Source organism: Bacillus sp. FSL W7-1346 (assembly GCF_038593335.1).
Taxonomy (GTDB): domain Bacteria; phylum Bacillota; class Bacilli; order Bacillales; family Bacillaceae; genus Bacillus; species Bacillus altitudinis.
In genome coordinates, this window is record NZ_CP151988.1 from 811,826 (window position 1) to 837,688 (window position 25,863).

Annotated in this window: 22 protein-coding genes and 1 other annotated feature; of the genes, 18 read left to right on the top strand and 4 right to left on the bottom strand. The window is 38.9% G+C overall.

What is annotated here, in order from left to right:
• Window positions 1–185: 185 nt before the first annotated feature.
• From NST09_RS04015 to NST09_RS04060, 10 genes are all read left to right on the top strand, one after another.
• Window positions 186–596 (top strand): DUF6508 domain-containing protein, encoded by a 411-nt coding sequence (locus NST09_RS04015; RefSeq protein ID WP_342493371.1) that lies wholly within the window; start codon window positions 186–188, stop codon window positions 594–596.
• Between the two features lie 26 nt (window positions 597–622).
• Window positions 623–1,141 carry a hypothetical protein gene (locus tag NST09_RS04020; RefSeq protein ID WP_007496637.1) on the top strand — a complete coding sequence of 173 codons (519 nt, stop codon included), beginning with the start codon at window positions 623–625 and terminating at the stop codon, window positions 1,139–1,141.
• Between the two features lie 134 nt (window positions 1,142–1,275).
• Complete coding sequence (locus tag NST09_RS04025) at window positions 1,276–2,103, top strand: MerR family transcriptional regulator (RefSeq protein WP_342493372.1); 828 nt, start codon at window positions 1,276–1,278, stop codon at window positions 2,101–2,103.
• Window positions 2,104–2,129: 26 nt separating this feature from the next.
• The gene (locus NST09_RS04030; protein WP_342493373.1) at window positions 2,130–3,317 is read left to right on the top strand and encodes an MFS transporter; all 1,188 of its coding nucleotides are present in this window, start codon (window positions 2,130–2,132) and stop codon (window positions 3,315–3,317) included.
• A gap of 213 nt (window positions 3,318–3,530) precedes the next feature.
• Window positions 3,531–4,361, top strand: a complete 831-nt coding sequence (locus NST09_RS04035) for a DNA alkylation repair protein (protein WP_342493374.1) — start codon at window positions 3,531–3,533, stop codon at window positions 4,359–4,361.
• A gap of 273 nt (window positions 4,362–4,634) precedes the next feature.
• A complete protein-coding gene (locus tag NST09_RS04040) occupies window positions 4,635–5,819 on the top strand; it encodes a DUF1835 domain-containing protein (RefSeq protein WP_342493375.1) in 1,185 nt (394 codons plus the stop codon).
• A gap of 74 nt (window positions 5,820–5,893) precedes the next feature.
• Window positions 5,894–6,115: a binding site (T-box leader), on the top strand.
• A gap of 51 nt (window positions 6,116–6,166) precedes the next feature.
• Window positions 6,167–8,086, top strand: a complete 1,920-nt coding sequence (gene thrS, locus NST09_RS04045) for a threonine--tRNA ligase (RefSeq protein ID WP_099497008.1) — start codon at window positions 6,167–6,169, stop codon at window positions 8,084–8,086.
• Between the two features lie 172 nt (window positions 8,087–8,258).
• A complete protein-coding gene (locus NST09_RS04050) occupies window positions 8,259–8,828 on the top strand; it encodes a hypothetical protein (protein WP_060832175.1) in 570 nt (189 codons plus the stop codon).
• Window positions 8,829–8,854: 26 nt separating this feature from the next.
• Complete coding sequence (locus NST09_RS04055) at window positions 8,855–10,138, top strand: hypothetical protein (RefSeq protein WP_074041641.1); 1,284 nt, start codon at window positions 8,855–8,857, stop codon at window positions 10,136–10,138.
• A 356-nt stretch (window positions 10,139–10,494) separates the two neighbouring features.
• The gene (locus NST09_RS04060; RefSeq protein WP_017358811.1) at window positions 10,495–10,776 is read left to right on the top strand and encodes a hypothetical protein; all 282 of its coding nucleotides are present in this window, start codon (window positions 10,495–10,497) and stop codon (window positions 10,774–10,776) included.
• A 52-nt stretch (window positions 10,777–10,828) separates the two neighbouring features.
• On the opposite strand, the gene NST09_RS04065 is transcribed toward NST09_RS04060, so the two are convergent.
• Window positions 10,829–12,337 (bottom strand): helix-turn-helix domain-containing protein, encoded by a 1,509-nt coding sequence (locus tag NST09_RS04065; protein WP_017358812.1) that lies wholly within the window; start codon window positions 12,335–12,337, stop codon window positions 10,829–10,831.
• A 699-nt stretch (window positions 12,338–13,036) separates the two neighbouring features.
• Here NST09_RS04065 and NST09_RS04070 point away from each other — a divergent pair.
• The 4 genes from NST09_RS04070 (at window position 13,037) to NST09_RS04085 (ending at window position 21,328) form a co-directional block, all read left to right on the top strand.
• The gene (locus NST09_RS04070; RefSeq protein ID WP_342493376.1) at window positions 13,037–19,189 is read left to right on the top strand and encodes a SpaA isopeptide-forming pilin-related protein; all 6,153 of its coding nucleotides are present in this window, start codon (window positions 13,037–13,039) and stop codon (window positions 19,187–19,189) included.
• A gap of 21 nt (window positions 19,190–19,210) precedes the next feature.
• Window positions 19,211–19,813, top strand: coding sequence for a class D sortase (locus NST09_RS04075; protein ID WP_008341713.1), 603 nt, complete (start codon window positions 19,211–19,213; stop codon window positions 19,811–19,813).
• Window positions 19,806–20,132, top strand: a complete 327-nt coding sequence (locus tag NST09_RS04080) for a hypothetical protein (RefSeq protein ID WP_035391310.1) — start codon at window positions 19,806–19,808, stop codon at window positions 20,130–20,132. Before NST09_RS04075 ends, NST09_RS04080 begins: the two co-directional genes overlap by 8 nt.
• Window positions 20,133–20,515: 383 nt before the next feature.
• Window positions 20,516–21,328, top strand: coding sequence for a leucine-rich repeat domain-containing protein (locus NST09_RS04085; protein WP_342493377.1), 813 nt, complete (start codon window positions 20,516–20,518; stop codon window positions 21,326–21,328).
• Between the two features lie 40 nt (window positions 21,329–21,368).
• Here NST09_RS04085 and NST09_RS04090 read toward each other — a convergent pair whose 3' ends face one another.
• The 3 genes from NST09_RS04090 to NST09_RS04100 form a co-directional block, all read right to left on the bottom strand.
• Window positions 21,369–21,683, bottom strand: coding sequence for a multidrug efflux SMR transporter (locus NST09_RS04090; RefSeq protein ID WP_017358818.1), 315 nt, complete (start codon window positions 21,681–21,683; stop codon window positions 21,369–21,371).
• Entirely contained in the window at window positions 21,684–22,028 is a 345-nt protein-coding gene (locus NST09_RS04095) for an SMR family transporter (RefSeq protein ID WP_003217798.1), read from the bottom strand.
• Window positions 22,029–22,108: 80 nt separating this feature from the next.
• Complete coding sequence (locus tag NST09_RS04100) at window positions 22,109–22,687, bottom strand: TetR family transcriptional regulator (protein WP_017358820.1); 579 nt, start codon at window positions 22,685–22,687, stop codon at window positions 22,109–22,111.
• A gap of 164 nt (window positions 22,688–22,851) precedes the next feature.
• On the opposite strand from NST09_RS04100, the gene NST09_RS04105 reads away from it, so the two are divergent.
• The 4 genes from NST09_RS04105 (at window position 22,852) to NST09_RS04120 (ending at window position 25,834) form a co-directional block, all read left to right on the top strand.
• Window positions 22,852–23,400, top strand: a complete 549-nt coding sequence (locus NST09_RS04105; RefSeq protein ID WP_144626195.1) for a VanZ family protein — start codon at window positions 22,852–22,854, stop codon at window positions 23,398–23,400.
• Window positions 23,397–23,861, top strand: coding sequence for a DUF6884 domain-containing protein (locus NST09_RS04110; RefSeq protein ID WP_017358822.1), 465 nt, complete (start codon window positions 23,397–23,399; stop codon window positions 23,859–23,861). Before NST09_RS04105 ends, NST09_RS04110 begins: the two co-directional genes overlap by 4 nt.
• 150 nt (window positions 23,862–24,011) lie before the next feature.
• Window positions 24,012–24,641, top strand: coding sequence for a rhamnogalacturonan acetylesterase (locus NST09_RS04115; protein ID WP_017358823.1), 630 nt, complete (start codon window positions 24,012–24,014; stop codon window positions 24,639–24,641).
• Between the two features lie 152 nt (window positions 24,642–24,793).
• Window positions 24,794–25,834, top strand: coding sequence for an NAD(P)/FAD-dependent oxidoreductase (locus NST09_RS04120; protein ID WP_024720272.1), 1,041 nt, complete (start codon window positions 24,794–24,796; stop codon window positions 25,832–25,834).
• Window positions 25,835–25,863: the final 29 nt, after the last annotated feature.

A 25,863-nucleotide genomic window follows, 5' to 3' on the forward strand; every position in this document is an offset into this window, starting at 1 on the left:
GAATAATACCGTGCATGTGGAGACAGTGATATCGATGGTACGAGTGTAAAAAGTGAAATGAATAAAAATGGTTCGTGATTTGAATACTGGCTTCTCGTTTGTACGATCATCACGGACTTTTTTATTAACTTATTGAGAGAGATCGATCAAAGAATTTTTAATTCATGGAAAGGTGGAGGATGAAATTGAGTCAATTTAACATCTTAACAAACTATATCCCTATGCTTCAAGGCGATGATATTGGTGAATGGGTCATAGATCAAGAAAATGACGGAACAGCGGAACATCCGATTCAGATGCCCTATGTGAATTATTCCGAAACGGTCCGTCGTTTTATCGAGGATGTCTATACATTTGCAGAACAGCATCAAGAACTGGAGATTACCCGCTATAGGGAGATCCTCAAAGAAAATGGAATTGAATGGGGAATGAATGACATGGAGGATGTGGACGTTTCCAATTTAAATTCGCAGTGTGTGCTGGCTCTCATTATGGGGGTTCTGAGAGCTGAACGATTTTGCGAGGGTGTTATACTCGATTTCTTTAAAAACGGAGCTATTGTCAAGTGGCTTGAAAGATTGGAACGTTTGGAGTAAGAGAGACTAGATTTCGGGGTGATCAATTGAAAAACAAAACAGATGTATCCCACATGTTTCCTCCTATGAAAATAGAAGAAATTGATCATATTTTATTATATGATCTTGATGCAATAAAAATGGAAAAAGAAGATGAACGTATAAAATTCATTTTACAAGATCCCTATTGTCCTGATAAACATCATATTCACAGTGTGTATGTCATCTATAAAAGGTCTATACTCAATTTACTTGAAGGTAGGATTCGTTCTATTCATAGTCATGAATTCATGACTGCTAAGAAAAAGGATCGAACGATTTCTATAGAAGATATAGAATATGTATTAGAGATCGCTACAGTTGTGGTTCTTGCAAGTGAAAATAATGGAATATTGACGAATTATTTTTATAGTGGAGTCGGACAAAGGTTAGATTGTATTTTTAATCTATGCTTAGGTTATTCAACAGATTTACAAAAGAAAGAGCATAAAGTAAGTTTGCAACGATTTATGGATGATATAAAGATTGTTGAAGCGATGGGATTGTTAGAAAAAATAGTAGGATAATGAGCAAAACCTAGATTTTAGAGAAATCTAGGTTTTTTCGTGCTTTTGAAAAATTTAATCAACTTCATGTTGACCTTCCCCTTAACTGAAAGGTTTATACTGTGATCAGATCAACAAATCGGAGGAGATGCAGGATGTTCAAGATCGGTGATTTTTCTATGTTAAGTAAAGTGCCTGTCAAAACCTTAAGATATTATGACCAAATTGATTTATTAAAGCCTCAGCAGATCGATCAAGATTCGGGATACCGTTATTACTCAGCTGAGCAGCTACTTGAGGTCAATCGAATTTTTCTTTATAAGGAATTAGGTTTTACGTTAAAGCAAATGGGGCAGCTTCTTCGTGAAGATATCTCAGTAGAGCAAATTCAGGGCATGTTTCTCTTGAAAGAGAGTGAGATTCAGCAATTGATCGAGAGAGAACAACAGAAATTAGCCCGTATTAAGGAGCGAATGCACCTTATCAAACGAGAGGGGTGTGTTGAAAAAGAACAGGAGGTCATCATCAAATCGGTTGAAAGCAAACGCATCATGTCTTTTCAATCCAACGGAACTGTTGACGAAATCCCTTCATTCTTTCAAATGTTTCATCATTTATTACATAAACACCCGCAAGAATTGAACTCAGAGCCACAAATCGTGCTGTGGAGGGAATCACTTGCTAAAGAAAGTGAGTTCGAATTTGAGGTTGGGTATTCCGCTAAAGCGTTAAGGGGCTCTCTTCCTCAGGGAATTACGATGCGCACGTTACCAGCTGAAGAAACCATGGCGACACTATTATTTCATTCACAATCCCCATTTGCACAATCTGCTTGTGTTGACCTGGCGACATGGATCGAACATAACGGATACCGCGTGAAAGATGATCAGCCGGGCCGAGAAATCTATTACCCATTGTCAGAAAATGAAGAAGGAAGACTCATTGAAATTCAAATTCCTATAAAAAATGAAGTCAAATCGTAAACATTGCCCAAAGGAGAACCGTCACGATGAAAAATAAAGCCGTTGTTTATTTACTTGCTTTAGCAGCCTTTTTAATCGGAACAATCGAATATATCATTACAGGGATTATTCAAATGGTCGCAGATGATTTACAGGTCACGACATCAGCTGCTGGTTTATTGGTCACATCCTTAGCGCTCTCAGCAGCAATCGGCGCACCGATTGTCATTGCACTAACCATCAATATCGACCGCAGAAAAATATTATCATGGATGCTGATCATTTTTACTTTAAGTAATATCATCACAAGTGTCAGCCATTCGTTTGAAATGGTGCTGATGACAAGGGTTTTACAAGGAATTAGTGGAGGGACGGCCATTGTGGTGGCAATGGCTGTGGCAACTCGTCTTGTGGAACGAGAAAAAAGAGGAACAGCGATTGGCATCATTTTAATGGGATTAAGCAGCTCCTTGGTTTTAGGCGTTCCAATCGGGACATTTCTAAGCAGTATGATTGGATGGAAAGCATTATTTGCAGCCATTGGATTGATCACGCTCATTCCAATGATTGTTGTGTATAGGCGCATCCCTTCTATGAAAGAACAAGAACCGGTGACGCTAGGTATGCAATTATCGATATTAAAAGATAAGAGAATTTTGCTTGCGGTGGCAGTGACACTCTTTTATGTAGGTGGATATTCTACTTTATTTACCTATTTAACGCCCTTCCTGCAAGAATCAGCAAATCTTAGCATTACAGAAATCAGTGGCATTTTATTACTAGCGGGAATATGCAGCTTTTTGGGCTCCAGTCTTGGAGGGGTAGCAGCAGATAAAAAAGGCCCAACATTCACGATTTTCTCTGGAATTATTCTACAAATCATCATGCTTATGCTGCTAGCATTTGTGACAGGGAACCTCGTGGTCATGGTGGCGGTGATCATGATATGGATGATTGCAACATGGAGCACATCGCCAGCTCAGCAGCTATATCTTGTCACACTTGTACCTAAATCTCCTGATATCGCATTAAGTGTCAATACATCATTTATTCAATTCGGATTTGCTTTAGGCTCGGGTTTAGGAGGTCTTGTACTAAGCAGGACATCTATATTGAACCTCAGCTGGATCAGCGCTGGAACGGTTCTTCTCGCTTTACTCATGACCATTCTGATGGTGGCGTTTGACCGAATTTCTCAGCATAAGAGTTTGAAGGTGATGGAGCAAGGAAGGTAACATAGATTTACTAGTATTGAGGGAACTACTTATTTCGGTAGTTCCTTTTTTGATTTGAAGAATGCACCAGTTGAGAAGTTTATTTGCTACAATAGGAGTAAATATCCAAAGAATGAAGGGATCAATTTCACACTAGCTTTTTAAGGGTGAATAATAAATTATTTTAAAAATGTATGTCAAACAAAAGTACTACTAGACAGGAGAGAATACATAATGCCAATAAGTGAGAAGATCATCAATCGTAAAGGCGCTCGAAAGGGGAGTGACATTCCTCATGACGTCTTGATTCTTTTGAATCAGGGAGAGTTAGAGAGTGTCAATTTAACTGAATGGCTGGCTGTCAATCATGTGACTCTATTACAGCATGTTTTGCCGTCCATTGGTTTAGACAAACATTTAATCGATCTTTCAGCAGAAATCGCCAAACAAAAAGCGGAGTCAGGCATGAAAGCGATTCGTCTTATCGGTCATTTGTTAGATGAAATGCTGCAGGAAGAAAATGAGGAAAAAAGAGTGGAAGTCATACAGGCATGCAGTTGTCACATATCTGATAGCGTCCGCTGCTGGGCTGCTTATATGAACAAACAGCATTCATCCTCTTTAGAAGAGAAAATAGCGTACATTCAGCCATTTGCAGCTGATCATCATTTTGGTGTACGCGAAATTGCTTGGATGTCAGTGAGAGAAAGTCTAAGTCAGCAGCTCGATCAAAGTATAGAATATTTAACAGAATGGGCAAAAAGTGAGGATGAAAATATTCGTCGATTCTCTGTAGAGGCAATCCGTCCAAGAGGTGTATGGACAAAGCATATTGAGTTATTAAAACAGGAGCCAGAAAGAGCACTGCCAATTCTAAATCACCTCAAATCTGATCCATCAACATATGTTCAAGATTCTGTAGGAAACTGGCTGAATGACGCTAGTAAAGCACAGCCGAATTGGGTAAGAAACCTATGTGAACAGTGGTCAAAGGATTCTGATACAAAAGCGACTAGCAGGATTGTTAAAAAAGCCAAGAGAACGATTGTGAAGGGGAACTTGTGAAGAAGTACATAAACTGAATTTCCCTTTTTGGAGGGTATTTCTATCAATAGATCATTAGAAAGAAAGTCTCAAAGTTACTCAGTAAACTGACTGCCACATTTCGTATGGTTCTTCATTTTTTATAAAAAATCTAGTCTCCCCAATTCTGCATTCTTTATATAGATCTTATCCTCTCATCGTCGTACTTTTGAATGAAATTGACTCAATAGAATTGACGTAAGAACCATGAATAGGCGAAGATGATATAAAATGTAAGATAAAGGGAGACGAATAATGATACATATCGTATTTGGGGCAGCAACTGCTGGTAGTTTAAAACAAGCATTACGAGAAATGAAGCAAAAACCAGTGGAAGACATCATCACCTTTGATGATATCTACTCCATTGGCCCACTTACACACTTACATGAACGTCAAGGACAAGAGACTCGTATTGAGTGGCTTCGTCATGTCATGTCCAATGAGTTTGGTAGATTTGATGATATGGTCATCGATCAGCAAATAATGATTCAACAAGTGAAGGATATAAAAGATGGATCACATTTAATGATATGGATAGGCAACAATGCACATGAACAAATAGGTCTACGATTTGCCATCTATTTATTAAAAGGAAAAAACGTGGACGTGTCTGTCATCAATACAGCGATTGCATATGATCACCATTTTAATACAAAGACGTTTCGCATGGACCTTCGACATACTGGGGAAATCCCATCTGAAAAATTTAAAATTATTTATGAAAGTAAAAATCACTTTCACACCATTTCCAAGGAAGAAAGAGAACGATTACAAGAAGAGTGGCTTCACATTGCCGAAACAGATCATACGCTGCGGATATGGCGAAGTGAACAAACAATCAACGTACCAGAAGATGAATTTGATGCTTATTTAGTAAAAATGGCTAAGCGGCTTCATCTGTCCGAGCCAGAAGAGGAATACATTGTAACTCCACGCTTAATTGGAGAAGTCCTTGGTCATTTAGAACAATATATCGGAGATGATTTTATTGAGTATCGGCTAAAGAAGCTGATTGATCAAGGTGTTTTTGCTATGAAAGGAAAACGAACGTCCATGCGTTATTACTCGATAAAACTAACAACATTTGGTCAGGAATTCAAAAAATGGGTATGCTGTCGTGATTTTGAGCACCAACCTTATGTGAAAATTGAAGGAACCTATGGTGGCGAACCTTTTCAATGCGGACATTGTCAATGTCATATAGAAAGAGATGATGTACCTATAAGCGATGTACTATTCTCTAAAATATGGAATTGGGCCATACAGTATGGTTGTTGGTTTGATGAAGAAACAGATGACTTGCTGCCAGAAGGGGTAGAAATGGAAAAGAAGTTTAATCAAGCAGGGGAGTGTATAACGGAAGAAGTGAAGAATGCGTTATCTCCTAAGTATCAAGTCGAATATAGCCCCAGTGAAATGACAAGATATTTCATTTAAAGAATAAAATTCAATAACACTATACAAAATAAATCTTTACATCATTCCCCATCATCATGTAATATATGGAGAAATCAAAAGCGAAGAAAAGGACATGAGCAGCTTTTATCGGTTCACAGAGAGGGAAGTCACGGTGAAATCTTCCTAACGCAGAAAAGTTGTCTTACCACCTTTGAGCTGTATTGGGGAAACTGCAGTATCCAATACCGTCTACGCCACGTTACGGCACCAGAGCCATAAAGCATACGCATTATGGGAATTTGGGTGGAACCACGAATCACACATTCGTCCCTTTACGAGGGATGGGTGTGTTTTTTTATTTCAAAAAAGAGAAAGGTGTGTCAGTGATGAGAGAAAAAATGGTGAAAATTCAATTTCCAGATGGAAAGATCAAGGAGTTCTCCGCAGGTACGACTGTCGCAGAGGTTGCCTCCCATATTAGCCCAAGTTTAAGAAAAAAAGCAGTAGCGGGAAAGATCAATGATCAGACAGTGGACTTAAGTTATCCGTTAAACAACGATGCGGGGCTCTCGATTCTAACACTTGATTCAAAAGAAGGGCTGGAAGTATTACGTCATACAGCTGCACATGTATTAGCCCAAGCTGTGAAAAGGTTATATGACAATGTGACACTGGGGATCGGACCTGTCATTGAGAATGGATTTTACTACGATATGAAGCTGAATCAAACGTTAAGCGTAGAGGATTTGGCAATGATTGAAAAAGAGATGAAAAACATCATAAACGAGAATCACCTAATTCAAAGAATGGAGGTCTCTTACAAAGAAGCTGAAGTGATGTTTGCACATGATCCATATAAACTGGATATTTTAAAAAGTCTTCCTCGACAAGAAGCCATCACGATTTATCAGCAAGGAGAATTTATAGATTTGTGCCGTGGACCTCATTTACCTTCTACAGGGTATTTAAAGGCATTTAAATTAACACGTGTGGCAGGGGCTTATTGGCGGGGAGATAGCAATCAGGATGTCTTGCAGCGAGTGTATGGTGTAGCGTTTCAGCATCCAAATCATCTAGCTGATTATCTTCATTTCATGGAAGAAGCAAATAAACGTGATCACCGGAAATTAGGGAAACAGTTATCCCTCTTTATGTTTTCAGAAGAAGCGCCAGGCATGCCGTTTTATTTACCAAAAGGTCAGATTGTCAGAAATGAATTAATGGCCTTTTCAAGAGAAGTGCGAGGAAAAGCGCAATATGAAGAAGTAAGTACTCCATTTATGATGAACCAAGAACTTTGGGAAAAGTCAGGCCATTGGGATCATTATCATGAGAATATGTATTTCTCAGAAGTAGACGATACAAGTTTTGCTTTAAAGCCGATGAACTGTCCAGGGCATATGCTCATGTTCAAAAATAACTTATATTCCTATAGAGACCTTCCAATTAGAATGTCTGAATTTGGTCAGGTGCATCGTCATGAATTCAGCGGAGCATTAAATGGATTGTTCAGGGTCAGAACATTTTGCCAAGATGATGCCCATATTTTTTTAAAAGAAGATCAAATCGAAGCTGAAATCAAACGGATTTTTCAATTAGTTGATTATGTGTATCGGACATTTGGTTTTGAGTATACAGTCGAACTATCCACTCGTCCAGAAAAAGCATTAGGGGATGACGCTATTTGGGATATATCCGAAAAAGCGCTAAAAAATGTGCTTGATCAGTTAAAGATTGACTACCATTTAAATGAAGGAGATGGGGCATTTTATGGTCCGAAGATCGACTTTCATATTCAAGATGCACTAAAGCGGAGCCACCAGTGCGCCACAATTCAGCTGGATTTTCAAATGCCAGAGAAATTTGATTTAACATATATCAACGAGAAAAATGAAAAGGTGCGGCCAGTTGTCATTCATAGTGCCATTTTTGGTTCACTTGACCGGTTCCTTGGTATTCTCATTGAACATTTTGCCGGCGTCTTCCCGTTATGGCTCTCACCAATCCAAGTACAAATCATACCTGTCTCAAGCGTTCACCTTGATTACTGCATAGAGGTGCAGCAGCAATTAAGAAATATCGGAATTAGAGTCACAATCGATGAACGGGATGAAAAACTCGGCTATAAAATGAGAGAAGCGCAAATGCAAAAAATTCCTTATATCGCTGTCATTGGAGATACAGAAATGCAAGAAAAAACACTGAACATCAGACAACATGGAGAAAAAATGTCAAAGCTGCTCTCTATTGATGACTTTAAACACCTGGCAGCCCAGCAAATAAAAGACAGAACAGCTCAAATATGATGTGCTGATTTCATCAAGAAGGATAAGACGTTCATTGAATGGTGGGCGTCTTTTCATTTGGGAAAAAGCCGAATTGACAATTGAAAGGGAAAATATTGAAACATTTTTTCAATAACATCGTAATAGAGATAGAGCGCTTAACAGAAACATTTGAAACGAGGAGGAGTATTGTATGGAACAAGCTGCATTAAAAAAGATGAGGTCAAAGCAAATAGTCGTTTCTAATTTAATAGCCGGCATCATAATCGTCGCTTTTTTTATCTTGCTTCAAATGTCTGACATTCGATTTACACATTTCTTTCTTTGTTTAGGAATTATTATGCTCTTTCTAAGTATTTATGGTTTTATTAAAAAAGGATCAACAAAGTCTTTCATTCCCCTTTTCGAGCAGATAGCCATTTATGAAAAAGAAAAATTGGGGGAAGAGTGGGAGAAAGAAAAGAAGGCAGAAAATATTTCAAGAGTAGTATTAAGTGGTCTGATGTTCCTTCAGTCATTCAGCTTCCAAGATGTAACAAATCCATTCTTAAACATACAACCTATGCTTTTAATTTTCTTATTATTTGTAACTCTAGCCCTTATTAATTTAAGCATGCTTTTTCGCTTTAGAAAAATCGACCGGTCGACTGAAGAGCATGAATTAAAAGGCTTTACAAAGAAAACAAACATGGTGTCAATGGTTTTAGGATTATTAACAGCGATCGTTATCTTCGGCTTTATCGTCATCTTTGTTCTTCCATAAGACTGAATCATTTTGAGGTGAAATAAATGAATGCAAACATACAACAACTGATCGATCAGACAAAGACGAAATTTGGCTTAGATCTTTACTATCTAAAAAGACACAGTTTTCATCGCTACGTCAATATGTTCAATGAAACGGTGTATACATTGAATATGGAATGGTTTCCCTCTCATGAAACGGAACCCGAGGACGATGATCTAAACCCAGACGGCACAGCTGTCATTGAAGTGAACTTGAATACAGGACAGACCGAATCAGTTATTTTTGTTATGGACAAAACCTATGCGCAGCATGGTGTCACGTTTAAGAGACCTTATCCAGCTCATGTCATTCAATGGATCGAACAAGAAACAGGATTGATCTATGGAGAGCATTTTCATATGCATCTGAAGGAGAAAGGGGAACTTTCTTTCGAAGAAGCAATAGATGGTGTGAAAGTAACACCTTCAGGCAGAATCGAAGTGAAATGGAATGAACATGGACAGCTCATGTACTTTACACATCACGGTCCATTTTTAGCCAAAACATTACTGAAAGATGAGGAGTATGTGCTTTCCCTTGATCAGGTGGAGAACTTAGCTGAGCAGCAAGTGCAGCTGTTTCAATGGCCTTCCTTCGAGCACAATCAAATCCGGTCTATTTATGCGTTAGAAGAAATCTATGTGAAGAACGATGGAACAGGAACTCTTCCGTTTGAAATTGGGCGTGAAGAAACGCATTGTATACACATGAATGAAGTCATTGAGTGGAATGAACCGATAAACAGTGCCTTTGAAAAAAAAGAAATGGACATTCATGAGAACATTTCAGCTGAACAAGCTTTCTCATTGGAATCATCACCAGATTCCCTCCCGATATCAAAAGAAGACCAGGATGAGTGTATCAAAGCAGTCTGCACCTTCTTGGCGCAAAAATATCCAAAGGATACAGGAAAGTGGGTTCTAAAAACACTCCAACGTGATCACGGATACATCCATGCGATATTAAAAACGAATGAACAAGAAGGCTGTGGATTTATGGATAAAATCAAGGTCTTCATTGATGCCAACACTTTTGAAGCCATTAATTACATAGATAAAAAAGAGATGTTTCAAGTATGTGGGATACTCAATCCATCTCAAACAGCTAGTGAAATCACCATAACTCAGAAACAAGCCTTTGAAACATTGAGAGAACGCCTCGAACTTATACCTATCTATGTCTATGACGATGTGCAAAAACAATATGTTTTATGCGGCAGGCTCGATTGTCATGATGGCATTGATGCAGTGAGCGGCGAAGTGTTCTCTTTGACAGACCTTTCATAACTTCCAAAAGAACAGTGAGGAGCTGTTCTTTTTTTGTCCCATCTCCCTCTTTTTTGCAGAAAAATGGAATTTTGTAGCAGGAAGTTGTCGTTTCATCACGAAAGAAAACAGGTAAGAATATGATCATAGGTCCATTGTTTGAATTCGTGGTGGAGTCAATGAGAAGACATAGGAAACGTTATACATATTGAACATTCGTGACAGTACAGTTGATCTACAGTATCAAGTCTAAAAAGTAAGTGATCATGTCTCAAGCCGTATGCGAAAATACGTGTACCGAGATCATATGATGAGTTGGTTCCGTTTGTTTTTAGGTGAGTTTGAAGCCAAGTTAGAAGAAAGTGAGGATATCTACCTTGAGTACATTGGAAGTGTTTCGTCAGTTTTTGGTTGACCATTATCCTTCGTTACAAGATGAGCTTTGGCTGAAAGATGTTGATACCCTTCGAATCTCTCCTATTCTTCATCCTTTTCTGAAAAGCAAGCTGCCAGATGGGATTGAAAAATTCACTTGTGTCCTATTCACGCAGCAAACAGATCAAACCACTGCCCCGCTCAAAGTATACCTTCTATTAGATGAATATGGGCAATCGCTTTACGCCATTGATTTGATGAATGAACAAATCGTGCTTCATTAATACAGAACCAAAAAGCTGCTTGAGCATGTCTCAGCAGCTTTTTTGGTGAAACTTAGTTTGTCATATCAGCCAATCTTGAGTGCAAGTTGTCCAATTCTTTCTTTGTTGGAAAAGAGCTGATCAGCAGCGTAGACCGTCCTAATTGATGAGGAAGCTCAGTATCGGTCACAATCATATCAATCCCAAGTCGATCCATTGTCAGTTCATTTAATGTATTTTCTGGACTTGTGAAAATATGAATGAGAGGAGGCAATCTTAATTTAATTAAATCCGCAATAAACAAACTATGATTATAACCTAATGTTGAAATGACAAAAATGTTCAACACGTTTCTCCGATCCATTTCCAAATGAACAAGCCCTCTCCAGTTAGAAGTAATGATACGAATCAATTCTCGTTCATTTTTCACAAAAGAAGCGAGTATATCGTCTGTTTTTAACTCTTGGATGATATGAGTAATCCTCGAATAGAAGTAAGGAAGCTGTTTTTTTACCTCTGATAAATAACTCGATTTCTTTTTGAAAAGGAATCCATCTCTTACGGTAATTTCCCTAGAATACACATAATATTGGAGAAGAATCAGTGTCATCGCCTTGCGATTAGCCACCTCTTGATGAAAAATCAACTCCAATTGATTGATAAAGGAATGAATGGCTTCAAAGAGCTGTGGTGTATGCGATTGAAAGAACGTCAATTTTTCTTCGACCGTTTCAATTGATTTATAATGGCCAATAGCTGGTTCAATCAATAATAAAAAGACAAATTCGTGACGATCCAATGTAACACCAAAAGTGTCCTTTGTCATTTGGCAAACGTGTTCTTCCAAGTTTTTGATTTGTTTATAGATACCTTTAGCTGTAGATGTTTGTTTTTCCTTATCCATTGAGTACCTATAATTGCGTCGTATGGTAAAATTTTTCCTCAATCGGTGTATGGAAACGGCGAGCCATAGGCAAAATTTATCTAAAGCCACATCAGGTAGATTGACTTCGAGCACCTGAAATAGCTTTTGTAAAAAATCAACTGCATCTTGCTTTTGAATATCATCGAATGGCCAAAGCCTGCTTCCATAAACTTCAAACAAAAATTCCACAAAAAATTGACGAATCTCCTTCTCATTTCCATGGAACTGCATACTATCTGGTCGTAACTCAATGTCATACGAGGTAAGAAGCGAATTGATTTTATGTATGGTGTTATACAATGTGGATCTACTGATATTCAGCGTGTCCATCCATTCATAGAAAGACCTGTTTTGTTCAAAGAAAACGCCGTCAATCAATCGAATTTCAATCGTATCTTTTAGAATTTCTTTGATATAGTAGTCGACTCGTATCGTCTGTGTATAACAAATGGATATGCCTTGTCTTGGCTTTATGCGGATTAACGGCTCACCGTTCTCTGTTTGGAACGACTTCATTTGTTCTAAATCGTTTTGAATGGCACGAACCGAACCGATTTGTTCATTCGATATCTCTTGAAGGCTCCACCACTTATCTTTTGATACAAGCAGTTTTAGAATTTTTATCCATCTCTTTGATTTATTATCAATGAGCTCCATTAAACAACTAACTCCTTCCCTTGGCTTGCCTTTATATTATGAAGTTCACTTAAAGAACATTTTAATTTCTAAATAGGCATAAAATGATTTTAATGTTTAGGCTAAATCGTTTTGTCTTCACTTTTCATGATAAAAGAGAAAAAAATTAGACGAAAACAAATGTTATACCCTAATTCTCCATATCTTTCTTTTAAAAGATGATAAGTATGCCATGAATCCCATAAAAATGGATCATTTTGTTTATTTTTTTGCTGCTCAAACGGTAAAAGTAAGAATAAAAAGCATCGGCTTTTTGATTACCATATGGAAGGGAGTAGAAGGAATGCGATCTATATGATGCTGAACTATCTCACCATACATACCATATGATACATGCTTATTTTATATGAACGTTCTATATGTGAATACATGCTTATATATGCATGTACTAATCATTTGTTGTTCATTCCAGTATAAATAGAAAAATTCACATTTATTCTTTTCATGTTCCCTCTCACTATTCCCCATTGCTATAGACCCCTATCCAGCTACTATATCTACTACTCATGATGACCTTTCAAACTCATGGTTGATCAACTCATTTTATTCATAGGGTCTTAAGATGCAATTTTTAGAAAAATTTGATCAGAAGCGGAGTGATTGATCAGACAGTATACAAATGATTTTTTAATTGTTGTTGAAAAATAATTGTAGAAAAGGGTGGATGTATTGAAAAGAATATTATCGGTGGCACTGATGACCGTGTTAGTCATACAGTCTAGTATATTAGGAATCTTGCCTTTAGCAGGGGCACAAGCTAAAGACATTCAAGAGAATATCTATGGGAATATTGAGTTTGCTGATAGCGAAGGCAACAAGTTATCAAACATAGAAGATCAGCAAGTTAGAAAGGCCATTGTGCATTGGTCTATCAAAGGAATTGATCTCAAAAAGCAGTATCCGTATATTCTCTCTCTTCCATCAGTCATTCAGGTAGAGAAGGAGCAGAAAGAACGCATTACTGTCGATGACATCCCTGTTGGTGAGTATACCGTTTCAAAACAAAATGAAGTGACTGTCACATTCAATGAGGATATTGAGCTTGATCCGAATTTAGAAGGATCTATAGATATTGACGTCACCAGTATAGCTGAGAAAAAAGAGAAAACAAAGCAAAATGAGCATAAAGAAAATCTTTCAAAAGATGATTCAACCTCATCGGAGAAAGACAAAGCTGCTAACAATCAAGAAACTGTTCAAAAGACACAAAGCGATGAAGATGAGTTACTAAAAAACAAAGTGAACGTGTCTAATCGTGTAGGGCTGCAAAGTGTTTCAAAACAAATGCAGATACAAGAAAATCTCCTTACTGATGCCAAATTAATTTTTGAAGATCAGGAAGGTAATTCAGTTGATAAGCCTGACGTCAACTCACTGATTTCCATTAACTATAAGTGGGCCATCCCGAATGGTCATAACTATAATGGCGGGGATGAATTCCATTTCAAGGTTCCAGAGGAATTAGTCATTTACGAAAAAATCGATCGACTCGAGATGAAATTTAATCAATCGATCATCGGTTATTTTTCTGTAGATGAAAGCGGAAATGCCTCCATCGAGTTCACAGATTTTATTAAACAATATTCAAATATCCAAGGAACACTTCAAGTATGGACACAATTAGATAAACAAACAGTGATCACTGAAGAAAAAGAAGTGGTGATTACCCCGATTGAAGGCAAAGATACGATATCGATTCCGATTCAATACATTCCAAATGGTCCAAATGTCTCTAAAAAGGGAGAACCCAATCGATCTTACAATGCTGAAACCATTCAATGGACAGTCGATTTTAATATGGACTTAGATGATGTGAAACAAGCGAAACTGTTAGATCCGATTCAAGAAGGTCAAGCGTTAAAAAAAGATTCAATCAAGCTTTATCGTGTAGATACAAAGCTAAATGGTGAAACATCGCTTGGACAGCTGCTTGACGAAAACCACTACACCATCGGCCAAACAGCAGATGGTCAAGATTTCACGATCGAATTTAAAGATGACGTGCATCTCGCTTACCGTTTAATGTATGAAACGGACATTACGAATCAAGATCAGTCTGTGTTTCGTAATAAAGCGTCCCTTGTCTCTGCTGATAAAGTGATTAGTTCAGCAGATGGAACAGTAAATGTGACAAGAGGCAGCCCTTTAAATAAAAAAGCCGCCCACTACGATCCAGTCACACAAACGATTACTTGGGAAATTCGGTATAACTATAACGAAAAAAAGCTGGCTCAAAAGGATGCTTTGATAGAAGACTTCTTTAACGGTACACAGGCGCTAATATCTGACTCAATTCAAGTCAAAGAAGTCACAATTGATCAGAACGGCAACGAAGCAGGAACAAAAGCATTTGAAAATTACGTGGTTCAACCTCAAACAAAGGATGAACAAAACGGGTTTACCTTGCAATTCAATCAAGAAATTCAATCGGCTTACCTGATCACATATCAAACAAAAGCAACCGAGCGAATTTTCGAAGCTGAAGACATTATCAATACTGTAACAGCTGGCAAAGAGAGCGAACAAGGGAAGCAAAGAATTGATCAGCAAATCCTAACGAAAAACCACGGAACACCGAATTACAAGAACAAGACCATTCCATGGCGTATCACCTTCAACAAAGATCAACAAACCATGAACAATCTACTATTAAAAGATACGTTTACAAACGAAGGATTGACGCTGCAAAAAGATAGTTTAAAAGTGACGACAGGTAATACAGTGCTTGAAGAAGGCACAGATTATCAAATCGTTGAACATGCAAATGGATTTGATATTCAATTTACGAAAGAAATCAAGACAGAACATACTATCACATATACAACGTCTTTTGATTATGAAAAAAGAGCAGATAAAGATCAAAAGAACTTGCGTAACCATGTAAAACTTGAATGGGTAAATGAAGATGGCAAGGATTTGACGAAGGAAAACCAATCTGTCTTTACGCCTGACACATACACGCAGTCCAATGGGTTCAAGAATGGAACATATGATGCAAAGAAAAAAGAGATCACATGGAATATCGGTGTGAACTATAATTTGAAGCATCTAGAAGAGGCGAAAATCGAGGATTTCATTCAAGGAAATCAGCGTTTGCTTAAAGATTCAATCATCGTCTACTCGCTTGATTTACAAGGCGGGGAAAATGGTGCGGAAGAAAAAGAAGTATTAGCGAAAGAACATTATGACATCAAATTCCTTGAAAATGAAAAGGGAGAATCAGGTTTCGAAGTCATTTTCAAACATGCCATTGATTCCCCATACAAAATCACGTATCAAACAAGTGTTGAAGGAATGGATTTAGTACAGAAAACCTACGAAAATAAAGCGACCCTTTATGATGGAAAGACGAAAGAATCAGACGTGAATGCTGTGGTGTCCATTCCAAATGGAGGGAAATACACGAGCAAATCAGGAAATCAACAAGGGAAAGTCATTGATTGGAAACTGAATATCAACTTTGGTCAATCAACAATCCAAGATGCGACGATTATCGACCATCCGAGCAGTAACCAAGCCATAATAGAAAACTCATTTCATCTGTACTCGACAACAATAGATGAAAAGGGGCAAGTGACCAAAAAGGAAGAGCTTGAAAAAGGGAAGGATTATGAACTAGACCTTGAATTCGATCCAGATTCTTTTCAAATCAAATTTAAAGAAGAAATCACGAGACCCTATATTTTAGAATACCAATCTCTCATTTTAGATAAGGTGGGAAGTACACTTCAAAACGAAGTAACGTTTAGAGGTGAAAATGTAAAAGAAATCAAAAAGGAATCCGAAGCCTCAATTGTGGTCAAACGTACCGCTGGCATGGGAGATGGCACAGGAGCGATTGGCGCTTTAACCATTCATAAGGTAGATGCGAGTAGTGGAAAAGCGCTAAAAGGAGCAACCTTTTCTCTGACTGATGCTGCGAGCGGTATCGTCATTGGAACAAAGACAACAGATGAAGAAGGAGCTCTTCGATTTGATCGTCTTCTGTATGGTGACTATATCGTGACAGAAGAGAAAGCACCTGATGGTTATTTGAAAACGAAGGAACCGATCAATGTCACGATTGATCAGCCTTACGAATCAGGAGATCAAGCAAAAACAGGAAATAGCATAACGGTGCAAAACCAAGAAATCCGCCAGCATGTGAAGCTCACGAAAAAAGACAAAGAAACGGGTGCGGCATTAGAAAATGCAGAATTTGAACTGAAAAATGAATCTGGAGATACCGTCCAAACCCATTTGAAAACGGATGAAAAAGGAGAAATCCTTTTCAAACATCTTGAGCCAGGTTCCTATTATTTTGTTGAAACAAACGCACCGAAAGGCTATCAATTAAATCAGCAAAAATGGCCGTTCACCATTAAAGAAAATCAAACAGAAACAACGGTTGTCACCGCAGTAAATGACATCATCAAAGGCTCTGCAGAATTGAGCAAAATAGGTGAAGGCGGAGAGAGACTAGAAGGTGCAGAGTTCAAGCTCTTAGATCAAGATGGGCATGAGCTAAATGGTGCGCTTGTCACAGGAGAAGATGGCAAGATCACGATTAACGAACTAAGACCGGGTACGTATCAGCTCATCGAAACAAACGCACCCGATGGTTATGTATTAGATGAAACACCCATCACATTTGAAGTACCACTCGATCCAAAAGAACCAGTCATCATTTCACAAAAGAACCTCTATGAAACAAGTGGATTAGAAGTGATGAAAGAAGGGGAAGATGGCAAGAAGCTTCAAGGTGTTCGATTTGAAGTCTTGGATCAAAATGACAAAGTCGTGCGTAAAGATTTGACAACAGATGAAGATGGGAAGATTTTGGTCGACAACCTCAAACCGGGCAAATATCAGCTTGTGGAGACAGAGAGTATTGATGGTTACCAAAAGAAAAATAAACCTTATCCGTTTACCATTGAAATCGCACAAAAAAAACCGGCAGAAATCAAAGTGATCAATGATCTCAAAACTGGAGCTGTCCAGCTCACGAAACTCGGTGAAAAGAATGATGTGCTTGAAGGAGCAGAATTCAAGCTAGTAGATGCAAATGGAAAAGAGATAAAAACAGGTCTTGTCACAGATGAGAACGGGAAGATCATCGTCAACAATCTGAAACCTGGAACCTATCAGTTTGTTGAAACGAAGGCGCCATTCGGTCATGAGCTTGACGAAACACCTGTCACTTTTGCTATTCCATTTAACCCTGAGAAGCTGGTCAGTGTGACAAAAGAAAATAGCCGCACAACTGGCGGAGTGCTATTACACAAAACAGGCGAAGATGGGAAATCATTAGAAGGGGTTGTCTTTGATCTATCTGATGCCAAAGGAAAGATAGTGGCAGGAGGAGAAGGGATTACAACCAATCAGGATGGAAAGATTACCTTCACAGGTCTTAAACCTGGAACCTATCAATTTGTTGAAAGAAAGAGTCTTGAAGGCTATGAATTGAGTGCGAAACCACTTGTCTTTGAAGTTGAATTAGGTCAAAAAGACTTGATTCAAGTGGAGGCAATCAATCAGCTCAAGAAAGGTTCTGTAGAACTAACTAAAATAGGGGAAGAAAAAGAAAGATTGAAAGGCGCAGAATTTACCCTTTTCAATGACAATGGTAAAGAATTGCTGTCAGGTTTAACAACCAACGAAAAAGGTATCATCACTGTCAACGATTTGAAACCAGGCGCTTACCAATTGGTTGAAACGAAGGCTCCTTTTGGACATAAACTAGATGCAGAACCAGTAGACTTTCAGATTGATTTCAACCCAAATCAACTGGTGAAAGTGACAAAAGAAAATATTCGCACGACAAGTGCTGTGAAGCTTCAGAAAAAAGGGGAGGATGGTCAGTTGCTCGCTGGCGTGACCTTTGACCTGATTGATGCGCACGATCAGCGTGTGAAGAAAGACTTAAAGACAGACAAAAACGGTCAACTGACAGTCGATCAACTGAAGCCAGGAACCTACCAATTTGTCGAAACAGCAAGCATTGCCGGCTATGAATTGGATCAGACACCTGTCTCATTTACGATTCGTCTAGGTCAAGACAAACCAGCAAAAGTAGAAATGATCAACAAACTGACGCCGGGAGCAGTGGAACTGACCAAAGTGGATGCTGAAGGACACACGCTGGAAAACGCAGAGTTTGCTCTTCAGAGTAAAGACGGGAAAACGCTGAAGAAATCACTTGTAACGGATCAAAAAGGAAAGCTTCACATCAACGATCTAAAACCGGGAGAATATCAATTCGTTGAAACGAAAGCGCCTCATGGCTATGAATTAGATGATCAGCCGATCCGGTTTACGATTGAGAAAAATCAGCAGAAGCCTCTTCAAGTAACAGCGAAGAATCACTTGATTTTAGGAAGTCTGCGTATCATAAAGGTAGACCAGCAGACTGATAGAACCTTAAAAGGTGCAGCCTTTGACATTCGTACAAAAGCCGGGAAAATCATCAAATCTGTGACAACAGGAAAAGACGGAGAAGCCATTGTCAAAGGGCTTAAACCTGGTGAATATACACTCACAGAGACGAAAGCTCCAAATGGTTATGTAGCGTTAAAAAAACCAATCGCTTTTACAATTCAAATGGGCGAAGTGGAGATCAAGACATTGATTGTGAAAAATGCTCCAATGAAGAATGAAGTGGATCACACAAATCCCCCAGCCTCAGATCAAGGGGATCAACATCCGCCTCATGATTCAAACGGTGAATTGCCAAAGACGGGAGAAGAATGGCTACGTTATTTGATGTATGCAGGGATTTTACTAGTAGTGTCTGGAACTGTTCTTCTTGTAGTCAGAAGAAGGACCATTCAGTAAAAGGAAGGAACGAGTGTATTGATGAAAAAAAGAACCTTATTAGGCAGCTTTTTGGTGGTCGCAGGACTAATGCTTATCTCCGTTCCTTTTCTATATGAGTGGCGAACGTCTCAAGAGGCAGCAGCCATGGAAGAGGCATTGAAAATGATTGAAGAAAATGACAGTGATGCCCTTTCTTCTATTCCACATTTAACTGTGTCAGAAGAAGACCTGCGAGATACGATGGAGCTTGAGATCCCGTCAATTGATTTAAATGAAAAAGTGCTACCTGTTACATCAAAAGAAAATTTAAGTATTGCACTGACTCAAATCAAATCTCATCAAATGCCAGGTGAAGGAAATTTCACGATTGCAGGCCATAGAGGGTATAGAGGCGACCGGCTTTTCCGACAGCTGCCAGAGGTGCCTAAAGGGGAAAAAGTCGTCTTACATCATCAAGCAGAAACATACGAATACAAAATTGTCAGCTCAGCTACGATAGAACCGACGGATGTTGATGTACTAAAGGATCGTGGGAAAAATGAACTGACATTGATCACTTGTACTCTTGATGGCCAGAAACGATTTGTCTTAAAAGGAATACGAATCAATGCTTCAAAGGATAAGCAACCGTCGGATGTATAACACCAACATAATAGATGATGAGTTTGATGGAAAAGCAGCGTTCACGACCGACATGTTACACCAATTGTTAGTAGAGCATTATCCCACTTTAAAAAACGAACGTTGGGATGTGGATATAGATACAATTCGGACTTCGCCTATTCTTCATCCTTTATTAAGAAGAAAGATTCCGATAGGTATTGAAAAATTCACATGTGTTTTGTTCACGCAGCAGACAGGGTCCTTTGGAGAGCCTTTGATTGTATACTTTTTATTGGATGAAAAAGGCGAATCGATTTACGCAATGGATCTCTTGCTTGAGCAGCATGATCCACATTAAACGAGAAATAAAAAAGGAAGGGCTTTGATTAACGGGTTCGGTTTTAAGGTGGGAAAATTGTATTAGTCATATAATGAGGACTCTAATTCGTATATGAATTGGGGTTCTTTTATTTGTTTATATGAAAGAGTACGAGCTATCGTCAAGACCTGTGCAGAATATATGGAGTATAGTGAAAGCGAAGTCGTTGATATGTTGTTGCTCCATATTTTAGATGATAAAGATTTTATAAAATGGATTGAAAATAGACTTAATCATCGGCGGATTGTGGTTAAACGGACTAAAGAAGACCATCTCGATTTTATCCCTTTCCCTGTTTCTTCGGAAAAAATCTGATAAAATTCATTTAGATATCCATCATTAGTAGGTGTGGAGGTAAAAGAATGTTAAAAGAAGACCCTGAATATATTTTTCGTCATGATGCACGACCAGAAGCTGTTCATGATTTAGCCGACGTAGATGAAAATGCCACTGAGTTAGTAATCACAGGAAAAACAAAAAATATTGAAAGGTTGAACTCTTTCTCTAACCTGACGAAATTGTGGATTTACAAAGTGAGCCAAAAGGAATTCAATACGATCTTGAGCTTAGTTAATCCCAAAATGCTCTATATGCGTGAACTGAGAGTAGAAGATTTATCAATCATCAGTTCTCTTCAAGATGTTGAGGTATTGTCACTTGAATGGAATACAAAGGCACAAAGTTTATGGGATCTATCAAAAAACACTTTTTTAAAATCTTTATCCTTAACAGATTTTTCAAAGTTGAATGACATAGCCCCTTTGCAAAAAAACACTGGTTTAGAATGGTTACAATTGTCAGGTGGGATTTGGAATACATTAAATTTAAATACGCTTCAACCTTTAAGATACCTCAAGAATTTAAAATATCTGTGCTTATCAAATATAAAAGTGAAGGACGAGTCTTTAGAGCCAATATCGGCATTAGAGGGACTCAAGGAACTTGATATTTCAAACCAATTCCCGACAGAAGAATACGCTAGATTATCCGTCACCCTTCCACATACGAAGTGTGATCGTTTTGCACCATATATCTTTTTATCAAGTCCTATTGTAGATAAAGATGTAATGGTGATTGGAAAGCGGAAACCGAAATTAAATTCAAAAGTCGATGGGGAAAAGTTGCAAAAATACGAAAAACAATTTAAAGCGTACCAAGAAAAGTATAAAAATTAACTTAAAAAGCAATGGATAATCTATTCCATTGCTTTTTCTATTACGCAAACAACTTCAGCCCAACCACACCTATCACAATCAGCAGCAAGCTGAGGATACGAATCATGTTTTTCGGCTCTTTAAATAGAATCATATTAAACAAGACAGAACCCGCTGTTCCAAGTCCAATCCAAACCGTATAGGCAACGGAGACTTGAACGGAAGAGAACGAGGCGTACAAAAACAAAAAGGATAAGGCAAATCCGCCGACAAATATAATGCCTGTCGTGAGTTGCTTTTTCTTACTAAACATATTGAGACCAATGGTTCCGCCAATTTCACAGGCAGAGGCCAACAGTACAAAAAACCAGCCCATTTATACCGCTTCTCCTTTCTGCTCATGTGCATCTCCATCAGACACTTTCAGTCCAATAATTCCGAGAATTAAAATGCCCATAAATAAAAGCTTTTCTAATGAAAACGAACCGCCGAACAGCGCATAATCCATCAAAGATGTACCAATCGTTCCAACTCCTGCAAACACGGCGTACACAGTCCCTGTCGGCAGCTTCTCGCAGGCTTTCATTAAAAAATAAAAATCAACCGGGATCAGGCAGATAATGATCGCCCACTCCCACACAGCATCAGCTCTATTTAAACCAAACACCCAAAGTAATTCAAATAAACATGTGAGTGCAACATACATCCAGCTTTTTTTCATCGTATTTCCTCCTAAAACTGAAAACTGACGATTCGTCATTTTAAAACCAAAAAAGAGCGTACAGCAAGTGCTGTACTAAGTTAAGGTGTCTCTATGCCAAGTGCGTAAAGGAGAAATTGCTTCACCTCTCGTTTTTGAATCAGAACCTCTTCTGTATCTGTTTCTGTAAATAAGTACATTTGCTCAGCTGATGATTCAAGTAAACCGATAATGAATTTCGCAGCATATTGACAGTTCAAGTTCGCACGTACTCTTTTGTCCTGTTTTGCCTTTTCTAAAAAAGAAGCGACCCATTTGTAAATCGGTTCATAAATATCTTCCCATTCCTTTAAATGCTCGGTGGCAGCTAAACCTGAATACGTTAAGGCAAGAACATCACGGTATTGTCTTGTAAAAGAGAAAATAAATTCAACTAGCGCATCTGCTTGATCAAGTACATCCGCATGCTGAGTGAGTTCCATTTCAATGGCTGGTACCATCTGTGCGATCAGATGTTCAGCGATGGCAGGCATGACAGACAGCTTTGAAGGAAAATATAAATAAAAAGTTCCTTGCGCAACACCTGCAGTTTTCACAATATCCGATATGGTCGTCTTTTCGATTCCTTTCTCTTTAAAGGCATCAATCGCAGCAAGCATAATTTTTTCTCGTTTTGACACAGGATCACCGACCTTAAAATGACTGAATGTCAGTCAGTATACCGAGAAAATGACGATTTGTCAATATCGCATGAATTGTGAGAATAAGTGATGAATAGATACAGGAAAGCTTGAATAACCTGTAATATGGTCAAGCATGGTGTAAGAAAGGGGCAGCTATTTGTATGACATCCAGTGCTATGTTTTCAATGGCTTATTTTCTTCTGCTCGTCCCGTTCTATCTAAATATGAGATATAGGCTGGCAAAAAAACAGCAACGTTTTATCTATTTACGAACAGAAATGGTCCTTGCTTTTCTATTTGTTTATACGAATGTTCTCTTTTATTTAACGGTCTTTCCGAATCGCTTTTCAGCACCAAAAGATCAAGTGAGCGTCAATCTGATTCCCTTCCATTCCATTCAACAAAACCTACACGCCTTTCAGCATGGCTATCCAAACCTTGTCTTTTTAAATGTGGCAGGGAACATTCTCTTATTTGTGCCGCTCGGTTTTTTTCTATATCAAGCCTTTCGGACATGTCGCTTTCAAAAGGCGGTGCTGGCTGGGTTGATCTTGTCAGCGATCATCGAAATCCTTCAATGGATATTCTCACAATCTGGTATGATTACAAGAAGCAGCGATATAGATGATATTCTCTTAAATACACTTGGCACAGCGCTAGGTTGTATGTTGTATCGGATGTATCAACGAAGGAAGGAGAAAATCAAGTGAAGCGAGTTTGTATCATTCCATGTGGGGCGAAGAAAATATGGGACGTCCATCCAGAGGCAGGGAGCCAGCCGGCGAACCTCGTTTATTTAAGTCCGCTGCATCAGCGTACGAAAAGCTATGCCCGAACGTTCTTTTCAGACTACCTAATTATTTCAGCGAAGCATGGATTCTTAAAGGCAGATGATATTATTCATGAAAATTATGATGTGGCTTTTGGTACACCGCATACTGATCAGATAACAAGAAAAGCACTAAGTCAGCAATTTCATGAAAAACATCTCACTGCATATGATGAATTAGTGATACTAGGTGGAAAAAAATATCGAAAGGTGATCGATCCGTTATTACTTCCTCATCAGCCAGCGATTTATCCGCTGGCTCCATATAAAGGAATTGGCTATATGCTTCAGGCGTTAAAGCAAGCTGTTGAGACAAAAGTAGAACTTCCGCCGCATATTTAACGTATTCACATCTACCGGTAAGCAGGGTTTTGATCATTAAAAAGAGAATGAATGAAGTAGCGATGCTGATTGTTTCATATCTTTTCAGCAGCCACTTGGATGTCCGCATCGCTTATTAGAGTGGCTAGATGAAAAAGGAGGCGTATGAACATGACAACCATCTATTTAGCTGGTGATTCAACCGTTTCATCTTACCCAGATCGTCCTGTTCAAGGAGGGTGGGGAGAGTTTTTACATCGCTACACAGCGCAGGGTGTGAGCGTCGACAACCGCGCAATCGGTGGAAGAAGCTCAAAAACATTCATTGAAGAAGGACGGCTTGATAAAATATTGGCTGACATTCAGCCTGGGGACTGGCTTTTCACACAAATGGGGCACAATGATGCTTCAACGGAGAAGCCCGAACGGCATACAGATCCTTTCACAACGTATAAAAGCTATTTGTCTCAATATATTCACGGAGCAAGAGCGAAAGGAGCTACACCGCTTTTATTAACGCCAGTCGGCCGCTTTCATGAAAAAGACGGAGAATATATCAATGATTTCCCTGATTACTGTGCCGCTATGAAAGAACTTGCCGATGAAGAAGAAGTTCTTCTCGTTGATTTAAATACAGTTAGTCTCCAGTTTTATCAAATTTCCGGCATAGAGAAAACGACTTCTTACTTTATGCTGTCAACAGGTATAGAGGATCGCACGCACTTTACAAAAGAAGGGGCAGATGCGATTGCAAGACTTGTTTCGCTGGAATTAAAGGACCTTGGATTAACGATTGTGTGATGGATGACAGGACGAGAAAGCGCTCGTCCTGTTCTTTTTTTATAGAAAGCTATTGATTCCCTTCGCTACAGTAGACTACAATAGATACATATGATAATGAGAATCAATATCAATGATAAATAGATCATTCAATGAAAAACGGAGGGACTCAAATGACAGATCAGCTTGAATTGTTTGACGTCACCATTATTGGTGGCGGTCCAGCAGGAATGTACACCGCCTTTTATAGTGGGATGCGGGATTTAAAGACGAAGGTACTGGAGTATAACGAAAGTCTTGGCGGAAAAATCCTTCTATATCCTGAAAAAGTCATTTGGGATGTGGGCGGTTTGCCGCCAACAAGAGGTGAACAGCTGATTCAGCAGCTAGAAACACAGGCGAAAACATTTGAACCAGAGATTGCGTTGAATCAAAAAATCACGCAATTCGAGCGGGATGAGAATGGTCATATCCTGCTGACGGCTGAAAATGGCGATCGTCATTTGACAAAGACCCTCATCTTAGCGATGGGTCACGGAATTCCAGTTCAGCGAAAACTTGAAATCGAGCATGCAGACCGTTATGAAGTAACAAACCTTTATTACACTGTGCAGGAGCTAAAGACGTTTGCAGGAAAGCGGGTGGTCATCTCTGGAGGCGGAGATTCAGCTGTTGATTGGGCCAATGCCCTCGTTCCAATTGCTGAAAGTGTGACCGTTGTGCATCGTCGTGATATGTTTGGTGGACATGAAAAAAACGTCGCCAACATGAAAGCATCTAGTGCTCGCATTCTCACACCGCATGAACTCACAGAGCTTCATGGTCAAGGTGACAAAATTGAAGCCGTCACCATTCAGCACTTAGAAACAGGCGACATCGAACGAATCGAAACCGATGCTGTCATCGTCAACCATGGCATGAAAGGTGATTTAAGCGTTCTATCAGAATGGGGACTCAAGCAAGGTGAGTGGGGACTCATCGAGGTCAATGAAAAGATGGAAACCAATTTACCTGGCGTCTATGCAGTTGGCGACTTATGCACACATAAAAGTAAAGTGCGTTTAATTGCCGGTACGTTTGTTGATGGAGTCAATGCACTCAATAGCGCAAAGCTATACATCGAACCAGAAGCAGAAAAAGTAGCGTACGTGTCTTCACATAATGAACGCTTTAAAGAGAAAAACAAAGAATTACAAACGGCTGGAGCGCGATAATCACCATTCGGTCAGACATTGAAGTGCTA

Bases quoted from the DNA above. Each gene is read 5' to 3' on its own strand.
- NST09_RS04065 (WP_017358812.1), bottom strand. From the start codon at position 12,337: ATGGAGCTCATTGATAATAAATCAAAGAGATGGATAAAAATTCTAAAA.
- NST09_RS04105 (WP_144626195.1), top strand. From the start codon at position 22,852: ATGACATCCAGTGCTATGTTTTCAATGGCTTATTTTCTTCTGCTCGTC.
- NST09_RS04080 (WP_035391310.1), top strand. From the start codon at position 19,806: ATGTATAACACCAACATAATAGATGATGAGTTTGATGGAAAAGCAGCG.
- NST09_RS04025 (WP_342493372.1), top strand. From the start codon at position 1,276: ATGTTCAAGATCGGTGATTTTTCTATGTTAAGTAAAGTGCCTGTCAAA.
- NST09_RS04055 (WP_074041641.1), top strand. From the start codon at position 8,855: ATGAATGCAAACATACAACAACTGATCGATCAGACAAAGACGAAATTT.
- NST09_RS04040 (WP_342493375.1), top strand. From the start codon at position 4,635: ATGATACATATCGTATTTGGGGCAGCAACTGCTGGTAGTTTAAAACAA.
- NST09_RS04075 (WP_008341713.1), top strand. From the start codon at position 19,211: ATGAAAAAAAGAACCTTATTAGGCAGCTTTTTGGTGGTCGCAGGACTA.
- NST09_RS04085 (WP_342493377.1), top strand. From the start codon at position 20,516: ATGTTAAAAGAAGACCCTGAATATATTTTTCGTCATGATGCACGACCA.
- NST09_RS04095 (WP_003217798.1), bottom strand. From the start codon at position 22,028: ATGAAAAAAAGCTGGATGTATGTTGCACTCACATGTTTATTTGAATTA.
- NST09_RS04050 (WP_060832175.1), top strand. From the start codon at position 8,259: ATGGAACAAGCTGCATTAAAAAAGATGAGGTCAAAGCAAATAGTCGTT.
- NST09_RS04115 (WP_017358823.1), top strand. From the start codon at position 24,012: ATGACAACCATCTATTTAGCTGGTGATTCAACCGTTTCATCTTACCCA.
- NST09_RS04035 (WP_342493374.1), top strand. From the start codon at position 3,531: ATGCCAATAAGTGAGAAGATCATCAATCGTAAAGGCGCTCGAAAGGGG.
- NST09_RS04090 (WP_017358818.1), bottom strand. From the start codon at position 21,683: ATGGGCTGGTTTTTTGTACTGTTGGCCTCTGCCTGTGAAATTGGCGGA.
- NST09_RS04120 (WP_024720272.1), top strand. From the start codon at position 24,794: ATGACAGATCAGCTTGAATTGTTTGACGTCACCATTATTGGTGGCGGT.
- NST09_RS04030 (WP_342493373.1), top strand. From the start codon at position 2,130: ATGAAAAATAAAGCCGTTGTTTATTTACTTGCTTTAGCAGCCTTTTTA.
- thrS (WP_099497008.1), top strand. From the start codon at position 6,167: ATGAGAGAAAAAATGGTGAAAATTCAATTTCCAGATGGAAAGATCAAG.